The organism is Aeromonas sp. MaB10011B (genome assembly GCF_017939325.1).
GTDB lineage: Bacteria > Pseudomonadota > Gammaproteobacteria > Enterobacterales > Aeromonadaceae > Aeromonas > Aeromonas caviae.
The window spans coordinates 14,932-30,339 of record NZ_JAGKRK010000080.1 but is presented as its reverse complement, the minus strand read 5'-3'; the positions used below and the strand labels follow the sequence as shown (position 1 = coordinate 30,339).

Genomic DNA, 15,408 nt, shown 5'->3' with positions numbered 1-15,408 from the left:
TTGGAGCGGGAAACGAGACTCGAACTCGCGACCCCGACCTTGGCAAGGTCGTGCTCTACCAACTGAGCTATTCCCGCAACAGAATGTCATCTGCAAGTGATTGGAGCGGGAAACGAGACTCGAACTCGCGACCCCGACCTTGGCAAGGTCGTGCTCTACCAACTGAGCTATTCCCGCATCGGAATATCACTTACATATTTTTGGAGCCAGCAACGAGACTCGCGCTCGCTACCCCGACCTTGGCAAGCACTCAACATGCTCTACCAACTCGGTGACTCCGGCACTGCATATTGGAGCGGGAAACGAGACTCGAACTCGCGACCCCGACCTTGGCAAGGTCGTGCTCTACCAACTGAGCTATTCCCGCAACATGGATTGTCTTGAGGCTGTGCTGATGATTGGAGCGGGAAACGAGACTCGAACTCGCGACCCCGACCTTGGCAAGGTCGTGCTCTACCAACTGAGCTATTCCCGCATCGGAACGTCATCAGCAAACATTTTGGAGCGGGAAACGAGACTCGAACTCGCGACCCCGACCTTGGCAAGGTCGTGCTCTACCAACTGAGCTATTCCCGCAAAACCTGAAAACAGACCGTACAGCATTTGGTTGCTTGCGCTACTGTACGGGAGCCGAATTATAAGAGCAGACATTCCAATTGCAAGGGCTTTTTTGTCTGGTTGCAGCCGTTCGCTCAAAAGCTGGCCGAACTGCTGATTTTAGCAACCGAACGACGGCAAACCCTTGCCAGCCACTCAGATTTTGAAGACGTGGGCGCGGTAGAACTGCAGTTCGGCAATGGATTCGCGGATGTCGTCCAGCGCCTGGTGGGAGCCGCTCTTCTTGAACTGATCCAGCAGTTCAGGCTGCCAACGACGGACCAGCTCCTTGATGGTGCTGACGTCCACGTTGCGGTAATGAAAGAAGGCTTCCAGATCGCTCATGTGCTTGACCATGAAGCGGCGATCCTGGCCGATGCTGTTGCCGCACAGGGGGCTGGTGCGCTCCGGCACCCACTGGCGAATGAAGGCGAGGGTCTCGGCAACGGCCTTGGCCTCGTCGTATTCACTCGCCTTGACCCGGGCCACCAGCCCGCTCTTGGTGTGGGTGTTGACGTTCCAGTCATCCATCTTGCCCAGCTCTTCCTCGCTCTGGTGGATGGCGATGACCGGCCCTTCGGCCAGCACGTTCAGGTCCTTGTCGGTGACGATGGTGGCGATCTCCAGTACCACGTTCTCTTCGGGGTCCAGACCCGTCATCTCCATGTCGATCCATACCAGGTTCTGCGCGCTGACTGTCATGATTGCTCTCTCTATTGGGAGGAATGGCGGAATTTTGCCAATTTGCATGTATCATACTGGCTTTGAATCTGTTCATAAACTGGCAAACCCCGTGGCAAAGAAAGCAAAACTCAATCTGGGTCAACAAAGGCGCGTCCAGGCCAACCGCGAGCGGCGGCTGCAAAAAGAGCACACCACAGTGGTGGATGACACCCTGTTCGGCCCCGCCATCGAAGGGGTGGTGATCAGCCGTTTCGGCCAGCACGCGGATGTCGAGGCGAGCGATGGTGCCATCCACCGCAGCAACCTGCGGCGCAGCAGCATCAGCAGCCTGGTGTGCGGCGACAAGGTGGTGTGGCGCCCCGGCCTCAATGCCGCGACTGCCGGCGTCATCGAGGCGGTGCATCCGCGCCACTCGGTGCTGACCCGGCCGGACTTCTACGACGGGGTCAAACCCATCGCCGCCAACATCGACCAGATCATCATCGTCTCGGCGGTGATGCCCGAGTTCTCCACCAACATCGTCGACCGCTACCTGGTGGCGGCAGAAGATGTGGAGATAGCGCCCCTCATCGTGCTGAACAAGGTCGACATGCTCGATGACGCGGCCCGCGCCCGTATCGAGCACCAGCTCGAGACCTACCGCAAGCTCGGTTACGAGGTGCTGCTGGTGAGCTGCGAGAGCGGTGAGGGCATCGACGCCTTAAAGGCGGCGCTCACCGACAAGATCAGCATCTTCGTGGGCCAGTCCGGGGTGGGCAAGTCGTCCCTCACCAACGCCCTGATGCCGGGGCTGGACGTGCTCACCGGCGAGATCTCCGAGAACTCGGGGCTCGGCCAGCACACCACCACCACGGCGCGGCTCTACCACTTCCCGAGCGGCGGCGATCTCATCGACTCCCCCGGGATCCGCGAGTTCGCCCTCTGGCACCTGGAAGCCGACCGCATCACCTGGTGCTTCGTCGAGTTTCGCGACTACCTGGGTGGCTGCAAGTTCCGCGACTGCACCCACAAGGACGATCCCGGCTGCGCCCTGCGCGCCGCGGTCGAAGCGGGCGCCATCAGCGCCGATCGCTTCCACAACTACCACCGCATCCTGGAAACCATGCAGGAAGCCCGCCACGGTCGCCAACAGGCGCGGCTGTGACCCGTTCAACTCATTCCCAGATGAAGATCATGAGCATCACTGACAACCTGAAAATTGCCGGTCAATACTGCCTGCCCAAACACGCCCTCTCCCGCCTGGTGGGCAAACTTGCCGCCGCCGAAGCGGGCAACCTCACCACCAGGGTGATCGAGGCCTTTATCAAGCAGTACCAGGTCGACATGAGCGAGGCGCTGCACGAGAGCCCTGCCCACTACAAGAGCTTCAACGAATTCTTCACCCGCGAGCTCAAGCCCGGCATCCGCCCCGTGGTGGAAGACGCCATGACCCTGGCCCTGCCGGTGGATGGCACCGTCAGCCAGCTCGGGCCCATCAGCCAAGGTCGCATCATCCAGGCCAAGGGCCACGACTACAGCGCCCGCGAGCTGCTGGGGGGCTATGAGGATCTGGTAGCCCCGTTCAAGGATGGCGACTTCGCTACCATCTATCTGGCACCCAAGGATTACCACCGCATCCACATGCCGCTGGACGGCGTGCTGGAGAGCATGGTGTTCGTGCCTGGGGATCTCTTCTCCGTCAACCCCCTCACCGCCGAGAACGTGCCCAACCTGTTTGCCCGCAACGAGCGGGTGGTGGCCACCTTCAGAACCCCCCACGGCCCCATGGCCCTGGTGCTGGTCGGTGCCACTATCGTGGCCAGCATCGAAACCATCTGGGCCGGCAACATAGCGCCGACCAAAGAGAAGAAGGTGGTGCGCTGGGACTACACCGGCGATGAAGCCATCACCCTGCAAAAGGGGGCCGAGATGGGCCTGTTCAAGCTGGGCAGCACAGTCGTCTGCCTGTTTGGCCCGGGCATGCTGGCCGGTTTCGAGCCGCACCTGGCCAACGGGGTCACCACCCGCATGGGTCAGCCCTTTGCCACCCTGGCGGCGCAAGCATGAGCGATCAACCCGCTTCCCAGAAGAACAACCCGCTGCACGGGCTGACCCTGGAGGCCATCGTCACCGCCCTGGTCGCGCACTATGGCTGGGAAGCGCTGGGGCAGCAGATCAATATCCGCTGCTTCACCGATAATCCCAGCATCAAGTCCAGCCTGAAGTTCTTGCGCAAGACCCCCTGGGCCAGAGAGAAGGTCGAAAGCCTCTATCTGTACGTCCAGCGCAAGCAGGCCAAAGAGAAGGAGTGACGCCATGGCGTTCAAGATTACCTACACCTACAAGAAGCAGGCCAGGGAGATTGGCTACGCCAACGACAAGTTCAACAGCATCTATGATGCCGTTGCCGCCGCCGAGGGGATCGATCTGACCCGCTTCCACGCCATGGAAGAGCAGCTGGCCCAGGTGTGCCGCCGCGACAAGAAGAGCGTGAAGGATTACCGGGAGAACTACTTCAAGGAGCTGGGCTTCTCCAACATCGTCATCGAACGGGACGCCAAGGAGTAAGCATGCGCACCCTGACCCTGATGGCCGCCTCCCTGCTGCTGGCCGCCTGCAACACGACACCGAGGGAGCCCCTGGTCGGCGCGGATCGCGACGAACATGGCTGCATCGGCAGCGCGGGTTATCAATGGTCGGCGCTGGCAGGCAAGTGCGTGCGGCTGTTCGAGCAGGGCATTCGCCTCAACCCGACCGATGCCGGTCAGACCGTCAGCGCCTTCGTGCTGTTCAATGCCGATCAGAGTCAGGCCGAGCTGACCCTGCCAGAGGGCGAGCCGATCCGGCTGATCCGCCAGGGCGAAGAGGGCAACTGGTCCTGGCAGGGCGGCGGCTATCAGCTCTTCCCCTGGAAGGGCTATGTGCTCAAGTCCGGCGACCATGTGCTCTATCACGGCGATCTGACCCCCTGATCCTCTGGCTTCATCCCTCCCCCCACGCCCTGATGGGCGCAGAGCAGGCATAAAAAAACCCCGTTGCACGCAACGGGGTTTTTCATGATACCCGGCAGGATCAGTTGCCGAGGGTGGAGAACAGGCTCTGTTCCAGGCTGCCGCGGGAGACGCACACCGGGGTGATGGAGGGAGCCAGCACCCGCTCGCCGGAGGACTCGACGAAGTAGAGCTGGGTATTGCCCTTGACGTTCACGGTGGCGACGCTGTTGTTGCCGCTCTGGGTGATGATCAGGTTGATCTGCAGGTTGGGGTTGCCCAGCGCCACCTTGGACCCCATGGTGCCGCAATCCAGCCACTCCAGACCATCGGCCGAGTTTTCCACGTTGGCGGTCATCAGACCGGCACCACGCTGGCTGTTCTCGATGTTCAGGCCGTGATCGCCGAACCACTTCTCGGCACGGGCCCACACCAGATCCACCGGGATCGCCATCTCCTGGGTGTTGTTGGTTGCCTTGGCAACCGGCGGGGTATAGCGATACTGCTCGCCGCCGTTGTTGTCGCTCGCACAACCCACCATCAACAGGGCCAGGGCGCCCCCCATTATCTTCTTCATGCTGCTTCTCTCATCCATAAGGCCATAGGCCAACCGGCGGCTATTATGGCGATCGCGACACAGGCTGTCAGCAGGGATCCGCACAAATGGCGTACTCTTAACCCAGGCTTTACAAAACCCACCTGTTATCATAGATTTGCTCGAAGTCTCCCCCGTGAGTGCTCTCGTGACTTCTTCGCTCTCCCTGGCGCTGCTGCAGCAGATCATCGACCAGTTACCCATGAATATCTTCTGCCGGGACAAGCACGGACGGTACCTGTTTGCCAACAAGGCATTCGCCAGGGAAGCCGGCCTGCAAGACCCGAGCGAACTCATTGGCAAGAGCGATGCCGAGATGCCCTGGGGGGATGTATTCCGGGAGGAAGATGACCGCCTGCTGGCCGACGGCAAACCCCTGCTGCACCAGCAGCTCCATTGCCACAGCGGCGAAGGCGCCAGCTGGATGGAGATCAACAAGGTTCCCCTGTATGACGAGCACGGCGATCCCATCGCCCTGTTTGCCATGGTCAGCGCCATCGATCAGCGCAAGGAGCTGGAGCAAACCTTCCGCCAGCAGCAGTTGCTGCAACGCCGCCTGTTGGATGCCATTCCCGACCTCATCCGTCTCGAGGATCACCAGGGCGTGCTCATCGACTGCAACCAGGCCTTTCTCGACTTCATGGGGCTGGTGGCAAGCGAGGCTCTGGGTCGGCGTGTCCCTCCCCGGCTGCCCGTCGAACAAACCCTGGGTCAGGGGGAGTATTGCGTGGTGGATGCCCAGGGCAGAGGCCGCCATCTGGAGGTCACCCGGGTCGAGGTGCCGGATGACGAGGGCAACTCCCTCGGCATCCTTACCCTGAGCCGCGACATCACCGGGCTGCGCACCACCCAGGCCCAGTTGCAGCAGGAGCAGCACTACGATAGCCTGACCGGCCTGCTCAAGCTCTCCCACTTCCTCCAGACCAGCCGTCATCTGGGCGCCCGCAAGGCCAGCCTGCTGCTGGTGGATCTGCAACATTTTCGCGAGATCAACGATCGCTTCGGCATACGGGTCGCCGACCGCCTGTTGAGCCAGGTGGCCCGTCGCCTGCAACGACTGGCGCCGCCCCAGTCCCTGCTCTGTCGGGTCGCGGCGGATGACTTCGCCCTGCTGCTGCCCGAGCTCCCCCTCTCTCTGGATGCGTGGAGCCGCAACCTGCAGCAGGAGCTGATGACGCCCTATCAGGTGGAAGAACACAGGATCCAGATCCCGGTGTTCCTCGGCATCGCCCATGGCAAGGCCAAGGATGCCGAGCGTCTGCTGAGCCACGCCGAGGCCGCCCTGGCCCAGGGCAAGCGCCAACAGCAGCACTGCACCCTGTTCGACCCCGCACTCGATGCCAAGCTCAAACGCCGCCAGCTCATCGCCGCCCAGTTGCCACTCGCCATCAAGTCCGCCGAGCTGACCGCCGTCTACCAGCCCATCATCTGTACCCACAGCAACCGGCTGCACGGGGCTGAGCTGCTCTGCCGCTGGCCCCATCCCGAATTCGGCATGATCTCCCCCGACGAGTTCATCCCGCTGGCGGAGGAGCTGGGGCTCATCGGCCAGCTCGGCCAGCTGATGCTGGAGCTCGGCTGTGCCCAGCTTGCCCGCTGGCAGGTGGCGGCCCCGGATCTGGTGCTCTCCATCAACCTCTCACCCCTGCAGTTCCGCGATCCCGAGCTCTGCCCGCAGATCTTCGACTGCATCGCGCGCCACGGGCTCGCCCCCTGGCAACTGGAGCTGGAGATCACCGAAGGGGTGCTGATGGAGAATGCCGACGAGATAGAGAGCAACCTGGCCAGCCTCATCGAGGCGGGCTTCCAGCTCGCCATCGACGACTTCGGCACCGGCTACTGCTCCCTCGCCTATCTTCCCAGGCTGCAGGTGGCGACCCTCAAGCTCGACAAAAGCTTCACCCAGGGGCTGGCCACCAACCAGGCCACCACAGCCATCGTGCGTTCCGTCATCGGGTTGGGCCATGAGCTTGGCATCAAGATCACCGCCGAAGGGGTGGAGACGCCGGAGCAGCAGGCCTGGCTGGTGCAGGTCGGTTGCGATCGGCTGCAAGGCTATCTGTTCAGCCGCCCCCTCCCACCGGCCGACTTTGCCCGCAGCTACCAGCTGCCGGAGCAGTAAGCCAGCAACAACAAGGCCACCCGAGGGTGGCCTTGTTGTTTTTGCAAAGCGTACGTGATCTGACGCACTTACTCCTGGAAGTAGGTGCCCCAGCCGTCGTAGTCCACCCCGTATTTCTCGAGGATGGGCAGCATCTTCTCGATGTCGGCGACGATGGTGTCGATGTCCAGCTTGCACTCCACCATGGCGTCGAAGCAGAAGATGGTGGCGCCGTCGTCCAGCTCCATCTCCTCGGCGTCGGTCACTTCGAAACCGGCCTTGAACAGATCGACCGCCGCCTTCTCCAGCAGATCGAACTTCTGGCAGGCAAAGTGGTGCTCAATCTCGTAATCCAGATCCGGGTTGCTGCCATCGGCCAGCAGCTCGTTGACGATGGCGGCGGTCTCTTCGCGCCACTCTTGCATATTGGTATTCATATAAACCCCAGGCGGTGTTGGATGGATGTCACCCCTGCCAGCCGCGTCGGCCCGGACCATGGCCAGGGGATGAGTGCGGCAAAGCATACCCGCAGAGCGCGGCAGGCTCAATCGATGGGCCAAGATAACTGGCGACTCTCCCGGCTTGGCGCCAACGGGCAGCCCTCGGCACGTCAGGCAGCCCGCCATCCTTCATGATGTTCTGCTGGCCGCCGGCCCGCCCTGCCCCACAGGCGCCCCTCTTTTCATGGTTAAAACCGGGAAACCGGTCCAATCACGGGAAGATTGCTCGGATATCGAGCGAACGGTACATCAATCTGCGGCCTGTGGTTGACACCTCAGTCCAGAAAGGGTTTAATGCGCGCCGTTGCCCAGATAGCTCAGTCGGTAGAGCAGGGGATTGAAAATCCCCGTGTCGGCGGTTCGATTCCGTCTCTGGGCACCAACTATTCCTCCTTAGTTCAGTCGGTAGAACGGCGGACTGTTAATCCGTATGTCACTGGTTCAAGTCCAGTAGGAGGAGCCAAATTCGAAAGGCCCGCTCAGATGAGCGGGCCTTTTTGCATCTGTCATTTACTCACATGCCGGGGCTAGTAGTGGTTTTCGTCCCCATGCCATACGTGTCCAGCCGAGCAGGCCCGGGCGACTTCGTGGCAGGGGTCGTCCGCATGGCGGCGGAAGAAGTGCTGATCCTGTTGCAGCAGGAGCGAACTCATCGAGTGGCTCATGCCAGCCAGTGCCTCGCCAGCGGTCAATCCTGCAACCCGGTGATCTGTGGCCAAATGAGCCAGGACTTTTCACGACTGTTCATGATCGCCTCCCTGTGTGGATCCGGTCGTAAATTGACCATAGCAGCCGTGCTCTGCATACCGCAAACCCGCGCCAGCAAAGGGCTACAGGCAGGTCCCGACCTGCTGCTCCGGCATGAAAAAACCCGCTCATGACAAGCGGGTCTGTTTCACTCAGCTAACCGCCGTTGCAGGCTGCCAGCAACAGAGTGGCACCACAGGTGGCGCTGAACACCAGCAAACCCGCCTGCAGCACCCCCTCCGGATCCCTCTGTGTGCGTCTCTTGCGAACACGTATCCATCTCGGCTTCATCGAGCCAACTCCATCCAGTTTCCTGCACCTGGGGTGCTGACCTATCCCTGCCCATCCCGGCAGGCGGCTCATCTTTGTCCAGTTGCAGCCCGCCGTCAACCGCGGCGAAACCACACCTTGTACGGCACCGACCTCAGGCTCTATCTCTGTTAACAATCTGGAAAACCGGCGTGACCCGCCCCTGCGCCAGGGCTATGATGAGGCCGACGATTTTCCTACCCTCAGGGAGACCCCAGATGAGCAGCCCCTTGCACTATGTGCTGGATGGCATCCATTGCGAGCCACACTTTTTTACCGTGCCCCTCGACCACCAGCATCCCGACGAGGAGGCGACCCTCACCCTGTTCTGCCGCACCCTCTGCCGCAAGGACAAGCGGGATGATGACCTGCCCTGGCTGCTCTATCTGCAGGGGGGCCCGGGGTTTGGCGCTCCTCGCCCGACCGCCGATGGCGGCTGGATCAAGCGGGCCCTGCAGGAGTTTCGGGTGCTGCTGCTCGATCAGCGCGGCACCGGCCACTCCACCCCCATCAGTGCTGACGCCCTGGCGGGGATGCCCCCCGGTGAGCAGGCGGACTACCTCGGCCATTTTCGTGCCGACAGCATAGTGCGCGACGCCGAATGCATTCGCGAGGTGCTGAGCCCGGGGCGCCCCTGGAGCCTGCTCGGCCAGAGTTTCGGCGGCTTTTGCAGCCTCACCTACCTCTCGTTGTTCCCAAGGAGCCTGCACGAGGTCTACCTCACCGGCGGCGTGGCTCCCATCGGGCGCAGCGCGGATGAGGTTTACCGCGCCACCTACCAGCGGGTGGCGGACAAGAACCGCGCCTTCTTCACCCGCTTCCCCCATGCCCAGGCCCTGGCCAACCGGCTGGCCAACCACCTGCACCACCACGACGTGCACCTGCCCAACGGCCAGCGCCTGACGGTGGAGCAGTTGCAGCAGCAGGGGCTGGATCTGGGGGCCAGCGGCGCCTTCGAGGCACTTTACTACCTGCTGGAAGACGCCTTCATCGGCGAACGCCTCAACCCCGCCTTCCTCTATCAGGTGCAGGCCATGCAGCCGTTCAACACCAACCCAGTGTTCGCCATCCTGCACGAGCTCATCTATTGCGAAGGGAGTGCCAGCAACTGGGCGGCCGAGCGGGTGAGAAGGGAGTTCCCTGCCCTGGCCTGGGCGCCAGGCAAAGATTTCGCCTTCACCGGCGAGATGATCTTCCCCTGGATGTTCGAGCAGTTCCGCGAGCTCATTCCCCTGAAGGAGGCCGCCCACCTGCTTGCCCAGAAATCGGACTGGGGTCCCCTCTACGACCCGGCGCAGCTGGCCCGCAACACTGTGCCGGTGGCCTGCGCCGTCTATGCCGAGGACATGTACGTGGAGTTTGACTTCAGCCGCGACACCCTGAAGGGGCTTGGCAACAGCCGCGCCTGGATCACCAACGAGTACGAACACAACGGCCTGCGGGTCGATGGCGAGCGGATCCTGGACCGTCTCATCCGCATGAACCGGGATCGCTGATCCCGCCGGGCGCACGCCCGCAGCAAGACAACAAGTTCGAGGGCGGCCCATGAGCCGCCACGCCCATGGAAGCAACACAAAACAACAAGGACACCCATTGGATCATCCGGAAATCTCGGCCGGCTGGCTGAGTCGCCTCTTCTATAGCTGGACCGGCCCGCTGCTGCGCAAGGGGCTGACCCAGCCCCAGGTCAGTCTCGACGATCTCTATCCCCTGCTGCCGGAAGACAGACGCGACGGCCGCGCCGACGCCTTCCTCGCGCTCACTGCCCGCCAGCCGGTGCGCCCCTGGCCCCTGACCGCCTTTATCTGGCGCCATTACAAGGGACGAATTGGCCTGCTCACCCTGCTGCAACTGCTCGGCATGCTCGCCACCCTGACCAGCCCCTGGCTGCTCAACCACAGCATGACCCAGCTCGGCACCGATGCCACCACCGGCCACAAGCTGCTGCTGGCCCTGGCCCTGTTCGCCTCCGTGCTCGCCGCCGGCATGCTGGCGGAGCACTCCCTGCAACTGGCCCTCAAGATGCACGTGCCCATCCGCCGTCTGCTGGCCGAATCCCTGCTCGCCAAGGTGATGAAGCAGGGTGGCAAGAGCTTCGACGACAGGGCCGGCGGCCGGGTTCAGAACCTCATCAACCGGGACGTGTGGGACATCACTTGGATCCTGGCTGACCCCGCCATGCCGGTCACCATGGCGCTGCAACTCATCGGCACCATCGCCCTGCTGGTGTGGCAGGTGGGCTGTGCCGGTCTGGTGGGCTTCGCGGTGCTGGCCCTGCTGCTGCTCATCTCCACCCGGGTGGTGCGGCGCATGAACCAGCAGGAGCAGCAGCTCAAGCGTCAACAGGACGAGCGCAACGGCATCCTAGCGGAATACATCAAGAAGCTGCGGCTGGTGCGCCAGAACGGGCTTGGCCCCTTCTTCATCCGGGCGGCCAACACCAAGCGCCAGCAGGAGCTGGGGGTGCTGGGCCGGGTGCTCAGGCTCGATGCCATCAACGAAGGGCTGATGCTGAGCACTCCCCTGCTGGTGACCCTGGCCACCTTCACCACCTACCTGGCGTCGGGCAACACCCTCACCCTGCCCCAGGTGTTCACCACCATCGCCCTGTTTACCGTGCTGCGCATCCCCATGATGCGACTGCCCTACCTCATCCGCACCCTGATCAACTTCAACACCGGCTTCAACCGGCTGTGCGAGTTCCTGAACAGCCCGGAGCAGCACCGGGAACTCGATGATCCCGCCCTGCCGGCGGGGGCACTCCACCTGGAAGGCGTCAGTGCCCTGCACCAGCAAAAACCAGTGCTCGAGGGAGCCAACCTCGCCATCGCACCGGGGGAGCTCGTGGGGATCACCGGGGCCACCGGGGCTGGCAAGAGCTGCCTGCTGCATCTGGTTGCCGGCTTTGACAGCGAGTTTGCCGGCAGCATCCGTCGCCACGGCCGGGTTGCCCATCTGGGCCACAAGCCCTGGCTGATGAACGACACCATCCGCAACAACATCCTGTTCGGCCAACCCTGGCACGCCGAGCGCTATCGTTGGGTGCTCGGCGCCTGCGCCCTCACGGCCGACCTCGAGCTGCTCAGCCACGGCGATCAGACCCTGGTGGGCGAGCTCGGCACCCGTCTCTCCGGCGGTCAGCAGCAGCGAGTCGCCCTGGCCCGCGCCCTCTACGCCCGGGCCGACATCCTGCTGCTGGACAACCCCCTCTCGGCGCTCGACCCCATCGTCTCGGCCCAGGTGCTGGAGCGGGGGCTCGCCTTCAAGCCGGGGCCGACCCGGCTCCTGGTCAGCCACGACCCGGACGTGCTGGCTCACTGCGATCGGGTGATCCGCATCGAGCAGGGCGAACTGGTGGAGCTCGATGCCCACCAGCTGGCGGATCTTATCCAGCATCCCCAGCCCACCCCGCCGGTGCCGCCCCAGGAGGCGGAGCAGTTCAATGAAGAGAAGGTGGTGGAGGGCAAGGTGGACTGGGGGCTATTCGGTTTCATGTGGCAGCGCCTGGCCGCCCCCGGCGCCATCCTGCTCGCCCTGCTGCTCACCCTGGGTCAGGAGGGGCTGCGCATCGCCTCGGATCTCTGGCTCGGCGGCAAGGCCGGGGTGACCGAGGTGAGCGAACTGCTCGGCATCTATGTGCTGCTGGGAGCGGGCTCCCTCACCTGCATCATGGTGGTGCGGGTCATCAACTACAAACTCGGCCTCAAGCTGGCCTGGACCCTGTTTGTCGGCATGCTGGGGCGCATCAGCCGCGCCCCCATGGCCTTCTTCGACAAGGTGCCGCAGGGGCGCATCCTCAACCGCTTCGACCGGGATCTGGGGGAAGCCCAGGAGATCCTGCTGTCGATGCTGATGGGGCTGTTCGGCATGCTGGTGTCGGTGGCGCTTCAGGTGGTGGTGATCGGCGTCAACATGCCGCTGTTGCTGCTCATCGCCCCCCTGGTGGGCTGGGCCCTCTACGTGCTGCAGCGCCGCTACCGGGCGGTGCAGCTCAAGCTGCGGCGGCAGGCCTCGGTGCTGCGCTCGCCGCTCTACATCAGCATCAGCGAGACCATCCGCGGCGCCCCCGCCCTGCGCCTGGCCGGGGCCGAGCGCTTCGCGCTGGATCAGGTGCTGCTGCACTATGACAACAACCTGCGCAGCTGGTACACCACCACCTCCATCAACCGCTGGCTCGGCATGCACCAGACCCTGCTCTCCGCCGCCCTGGTGGGCGCCGTGGCGCTGATGGTGGCCTTTGGCAACAGCTCGCTGCTGGGGGCCGTGGCCATCACCTACGCCTTTACCGCCTCGGCCATGCTCAACTCCCTGATCCGCACCTTCGCCGAAGTGGAGCAGGTGATGAACGCGGTGGAGCGGGTGCGCGAATACAGCGAAATAGAGAGCGAGCGCCAGGAGGGGGAGGCCCTCGCCACCCCTCACCCCAAGGTACGCTTCGACAACCTGGGGCTGCGCTATCCCCAGGCCAGCCAGTGGGCGCTGCACAAGGTCAACTTCGAGCTGGCCCCCGGCGAGAAGGTGGGCGTGTGCGGCCGTACCGGCGCCGGCAAGAGCTCGCTGCTGGGGGTACTGCAGGCCATGTATCCCGCCACCCAGGGGGAGATCTACTACGGCGAGCAGCCGCTCTCCCGGCTGGCACCGGAAGCGGTGCGCGATCTCTACGACACCGTCTCCCAGATCCCGCTCACCTTCTTCGGTACCCTGCGGGCCAACCTGGCGCCCCTGACCGAACATGACGACGCGGCACTGGAGCAGGCGCTGGCCCGGGTGGGGCTGGCCGAGCGCTGCGCCGGCCGGCTGGACGAGGAGCTCGACAAGCTGCAGCTCTCCGCCGGCGAGACCCAGTTGCTGGTGATCGCCCGTATCCTGCTGTCGCGCCGACCGCTCATCGTGCTGGACGAGGCCACCTCGGACCTCGATCACGGCGGCATGCGCAAGATGGCCGAGCTGCTCTACCGCTACCGGCCGGAGGCCAGCTATCTGGTGATCGCCCACCACCTGGAGCCGCTCTTGTCGGTGGACAAGGTGGTGGTGATGGAGGCCGGCACCGTGGTGGAGCAGGGGTCGCCGGTGAGCCTGCTGGCCAACTCCCACTCCCGCTTCCACCAGCTGTTTGCCGGCCAGGTCAACCGCCAGGTGCCCCAGACGGCATGAGCACCAAAAATAACAAGGGCTGCCCCCGGGCAGCCCTTGTTGCTTGAGGAGAGCCTCAACGCTCCATGATCTGGGTGATGTCGTCCTTGTTGATATGCACCTCCCGCCCCTCTTCATCGTAATAGCGATACATGCCTGTGGTCTCGTCCAACCTGGGTTTGCTGTCGGTGGCAATCATCTTGCCATCCTTGGTGCTCATGATGTATTGGGAGCTGCACCCCGCCAATCCCAACAGACAAACCAGCATCATCACAGCTTTCATCACTCTCCCCTTCTTCACGCTCACCCTGGCGGTGATAGATGAAGCCTAGCTCAACCGGATGGCCCGTTTACCTTGATTGCAGCAACAGGATTCACAGAAAGAATCCACCTGCTATAGCCATTGAAAATGATCTATCAAGAAAAGAAAGACCGGACATCTGTCCGGCCTGCTCTGGATTATTAGTTACTTGCCCGGCTTGCGCTCGCCGGTGACGGTGGGGTTGGCCGGATCCATGCTCCACTCGAACCATCCGCCGTCGTAGACGCTGATCCGCTTCCAGTCCATCAACCAGGCGTAGAAGAACGCCTCGGAGGCGCGCCAGCCGGTGCCGCAGTAGAAAGCGGCCTGCTGGGTCGGCTCGATATTCCACTCATCCCACATGGCGAGGATCTCGCGGGCGGGCTTCATGGTGCCGTCCGGGTTGTGGAAGTCGCTCATGCTGTTGGCATCCACCCCGCCATGACCCCATCTGGCCCCGGGAATGTCCCCCTTGGGCTTGATGTAGCTGTAGCCCGAGGTATTGCCCACGAACTCGTCCCAGGTGCGCACGCTGACCAGGGCGCCGTCCGGCTGCTTGAGCAGGGCCTTGGCCTGGTCAAGGGTGGTGTAGTACTCGGGATGGGCCGGGATGGCCACGCCAAACTCCTTGGCCGGGGTGAACTTGTTGGCCAGCCCGGTCTCGGTGCGCAGATGCTGCACGAACCAGGCCTCCAGCCCGCCATCCAGCAGCCGCACATCCTCGACCCCCGCATACATCATCAGATGGGCCGCACGGGCCGCCGCCATGGTGTTGCGGCCATAGAGGATGACGGTGGTGTCATGACGGATGCCGTTCTCCAGCAGCAGCGCCTTGAGCGCCTCGTCAGAGACCTTGTTCCACAGCGGCTCCCCTTCCAGCCGGTTGGTGTCGATGTAGCCGGCTCCCGGAATGTGGCTCAGCAGATAGGCCTTGGGGGATCCCCAGTCCACCTCGAACACCTTCCACTCCCCCTTGGGGGCGGCGATGACCGGCTTGCCTGCCTGCAAGTCTGCCAGCCAGAGCGGATGGACCAGCTGCTGCCAGCGTGCCAGGTGCTCCCGGGGCGCATCTTTCCATCCCTGCAGCTCGAACAGCTGCTTGATGCCCTGCTGGCGCAGCAGACGGGCCACCTCGGCCACCTCGCGAGGGGTGCCATAGAGGGCGACGGGTTTGTCGGCCTTCAGCCCCTTGCTCGCAAGCGCCACAGGCCACTCCTCGTCACTGTATTTCCACTCTGCGGAGAGCAGCTCGGCACCGGCCACATGGCCCCCCTGCTTCTCCCCGTCCATGGGCCAGCCCTGGTAGAAATAGCTCGGGCGGGTATCCAGGATCACCGCCTCCTTGCCCTTGGCATCCGCCAGGGAGAGCGGGGGCAGCTCAGCGGCCAGCGCGGGCCAGGCACACCAGAGCAGCAAGGCGGTCAGGCAGCTTCGCCACAGTCCAGTCATTCGTTTCATGATGTCGTCTCGAT

General features: G+C 63.3%; 15 protein-coding genes and 7 tRNA genes. 11 read left to right on the top strand and 11 right to left on the bottom strand.

Annotated elements, in window-relative coordinates:
* Window position 1 precedes the first annotated feature (1 nt).
* The 6 genes from J9893_RS19175 to orn all read right to left on the bottom strand — a co-directional run bounded on the left by J9893_RS19175 (window position 2) and on the right by orn (window position 1,299).
* Window positions 2-77, bottom strand: a tRNA-Gly gene (locus J9893_RS19175).
* A gap of 24 nt (window positions 78-101) precedes the next feature.
* Window positions 102-177: transfer RNA gene (locus J9893_RS19170), tRNA-Gly, on the bottom strand.
* A 114-nt stretch (window positions 178-291) separates the two neighbouring features.
* Window positions 292-367 (bottom strand) — tRNA-Gly (locus tag J9893_RS19165).
* A gap of 32 nt (window positions 368-399) precedes the next feature.
* Window positions 400-475: transfer RNA gene (locus tag J9893_RS19160), tRNA-Gly, on the bottom strand.
* A 25-nt stretch (window positions 476-500) separates the two neighbouring features.
* Window positions 501-576: transfer RNA gene (locus tag J9893_RS19155), tRNA-Gly, on the bottom strand.
* A 177-nt stretch (window positions 577-753) separates the two neighbouring features.
* Window positions 754-1,299 (bottom strand): oligoribonuclease, encoded by a 546-nt coding sequence (gene orn / locus J9893_RS19150; RefSeq protein ID WP_042014296.1) that lies wholly within the window; start codon window positions 1,297-1,299, stop codon window positions 754-756.
* Between the two features lie 91 nt (window positions 1,300-1,390).
* Between orn and rsgA the strand changes: the two genes are divergently transcribed.
* The 5 genes from rsgA to J9893_RS19125 are packed head-to-tail and all read left to right on the top strand — an operon-like array spanning window position 1,391 to window position 4,232.
* A complete protein-coding gene (gene rsgA / locus J9893_RS19145) occupies window positions 1,391-2,425 on the top strand; it encodes a small ribosomal subunit biogenesis GTPase RsgA (RefSeq protein WP_039040203.1) in 1,035 nt (344 codons plus the stop codon).
* 29 nt (window positions 2,426-2,454) lie between these two features.
* A complete protein-coding gene (gene asd, locus J9893_RS19140) occupies window positions 2,455-3,327 on the top strand; it encodes an archaetidylserine decarboxylase (protein WP_042014303.1) in 873 nt (290 codons plus the stop codon).
* Window positions 3,324-3,572, top strand: coding sequence for a VF530 family protein (locus tag J9893_RS19135; protein ID WP_041212447.1), 249 nt, complete (start codon window positions 3,324-3,326; stop codon window positions 3,570-3,572). Before asd ends, J9893_RS19135 begins: the two co-directional genes overlap by 4 nt.
* 4 nt (window positions 3,573-3,576) lie before the next feature.
* Window positions 3,577-3,828 (top strand): DUF2960 domain-containing protein, encoded by a 252-nt coding sequence (locus J9893_RS19130; protein WP_010675489.1) that lies wholly within the window; start codon window positions 3,577-3,579, stop codon window positions 3,826-3,828.
* 2 nt (window positions 3,829-3,830) lie between these two features.
* The gene (locus J9893_RS19125; protein WP_201996414.1) at window positions 3,831-4,232 is read left to right on the top strand and encodes a hypothetical protein; all 402 of its coding nucleotides are present in this window, start codon (window positions 3,831-3,833) and stop codon (window positions 4,230-4,232) included.
* A 100-nt stretch (window positions 4,233-4,332) separates the two neighbouring features.
* On the opposite strand, the gene J9893_RS19120 is transcribed toward J9893_RS19125, so the two are convergent.
* On the bottom strand, window positions 4,333-4,827 hold the full coding sequence (locus J9893_RS19120; protein WP_029314787.1) for a hypothetical protein: 495 nt from the start codon (window positions 4,825-4,827) through the stop codon (window positions 4,333-4,335).
* 166 nt (window positions 4,828-4,993) lie between these two features.
* Here J9893_RS19120 and J9893_RS19115 point away from each other — a divergent pair, with 166 nt between their 5' ends.
* Window positions 4,994-6,967 carry an EAL domain-containing protein gene (locus J9893_RS19115; protein ID WP_039040163.1) on the top strand — a complete coding sequence of 658 codons (1,974 nt, stop codon included), beginning with the start codon at window positions 4,994-4,996 and terminating at the stop codon, window positions 6,965-6,967.
* 68 nt (window positions 6,968-7,035) lie between these two features.
* On the opposite strand, the gene rraB is transcribed toward J9893_RS19115, so the two are convergent.
* Window positions 7,036-7,371: a ribonuclease E inhibitor RraB gene (gene rraB / locus J9893_RS19110; protein WP_010675493.1), complete on the bottom strand. Its 336-nt coding sequence runs from the start codon at window positions 7,369-7,371 to the stop codon at window positions 7,036-7,038.
* 381 nt (window positions 7,372-7,752) lie between these two features.
* On the opposite strand from rraB, the gene J9893_RS19105 reads away from it, so the two are divergent.
* The 3 genes from J9893_RS19105 (at window position 7,753) to J9893_RS19095 (ending at window position 8,327) form a co-directional block, all read left to right on the top strand.
* Window positions 7,753-7,828 (top strand) — tRNA-Phe (locus tag J9893_RS19105).
* A gap of 5 nt (window positions 7,829-7,833) precedes the next feature.
* Window positions 7,834-7,909, top strand: a tRNA-Asn gene (locus tag J9893_RS19100).
* A gap of 142 nt (window positions 7,910-8,051) precedes the next feature.
* On the top strand, window positions 8,052-8,327 hold the full coding sequence (locus tag J9893_RS19095) for a hypothetical protein (RefSeq protein WP_210600867.1): 276 nt from the start codon (window positions 8,052-8,054) through the stop codon (window positions 8,325-8,327).
* A gap of 22 nt (window positions 8,328-8,349) precedes the next feature.
* Here the strand turns inward: J9893_RS19095 and J9893_RS21990 are convergent, their stop codons facing one another.
* A complete protein-coding gene (locus J9893_RS21990) occupies window positions 8,350-8,484 on the bottom strand; it encodes a hypothetical protein (protein WP_081000980.1) in 135 nt (44 codons plus the stop codon).
* Between the two features lie 236 nt (window positions 8,485-8,720).
* On the opposite strand from J9893_RS21990, the gene J9893_RS19090 reads away from it, so the two are divergent.
* Window positions 8,721-9,998: an alpha/beta hydrolase gene (locus tag J9893_RS19090; protein ID WP_210600866.1), complete on the top strand. Its 1,278-nt coding sequence runs from the start codon at window positions 8,721-8,723 to the stop codon at window positions 9,996-9,998.
* A 97-nt stretch (window positions 9,999-10,095) separates the two neighbouring features.
* The gene (locus J9893_RS19085) at window positions 10,096-13,656 is read left to right on the top strand and encodes an ATP-binding cassette domain-containing protein (protein ID WP_210600865.1); all 3,561 of its coding nucleotides are present in this window, start codon (window positions 10,096-10,098) and stop codon (window positions 13,654-13,656) included.
* A gap of 55 nt (window positions 13,657-13,711) precedes the next feature.
* Here J9893_RS19085 and J9893_RS19080 read toward each other — a convergent pair whose 3' ends face one another.
* Together J9893_RS19080 and J9893_RS19075 are read right to left on the bottom strand one after the other, a co-directional pair.
* On the bottom strand, window positions 13,712-13,918 hold the full coding sequence (locus J9893_RS19080) for a YgdI/YgdR family lipoprotein (RefSeq protein ID WP_041215736.1): 207 nt from the start codon (window positions 13,916-13,918) through the stop codon (window positions 13,712-13,714).
* A gap of 183 nt (window positions 13,919-14,101) precedes the next feature.
* The gene (locus tag J9893_RS19075; protein WP_210600864.1) at window positions 14,102-15,394 is read right to left on the bottom strand and encodes a rhodanese-like domain-containing protein; all 1,293 of its coding nucleotides are present in this window, start codon (window positions 15,392-15,394) and stop codon (window positions 14,102-14,104) included.
* Window positions 15,395-15,408 lie beyond the last annotated feature (14 nt).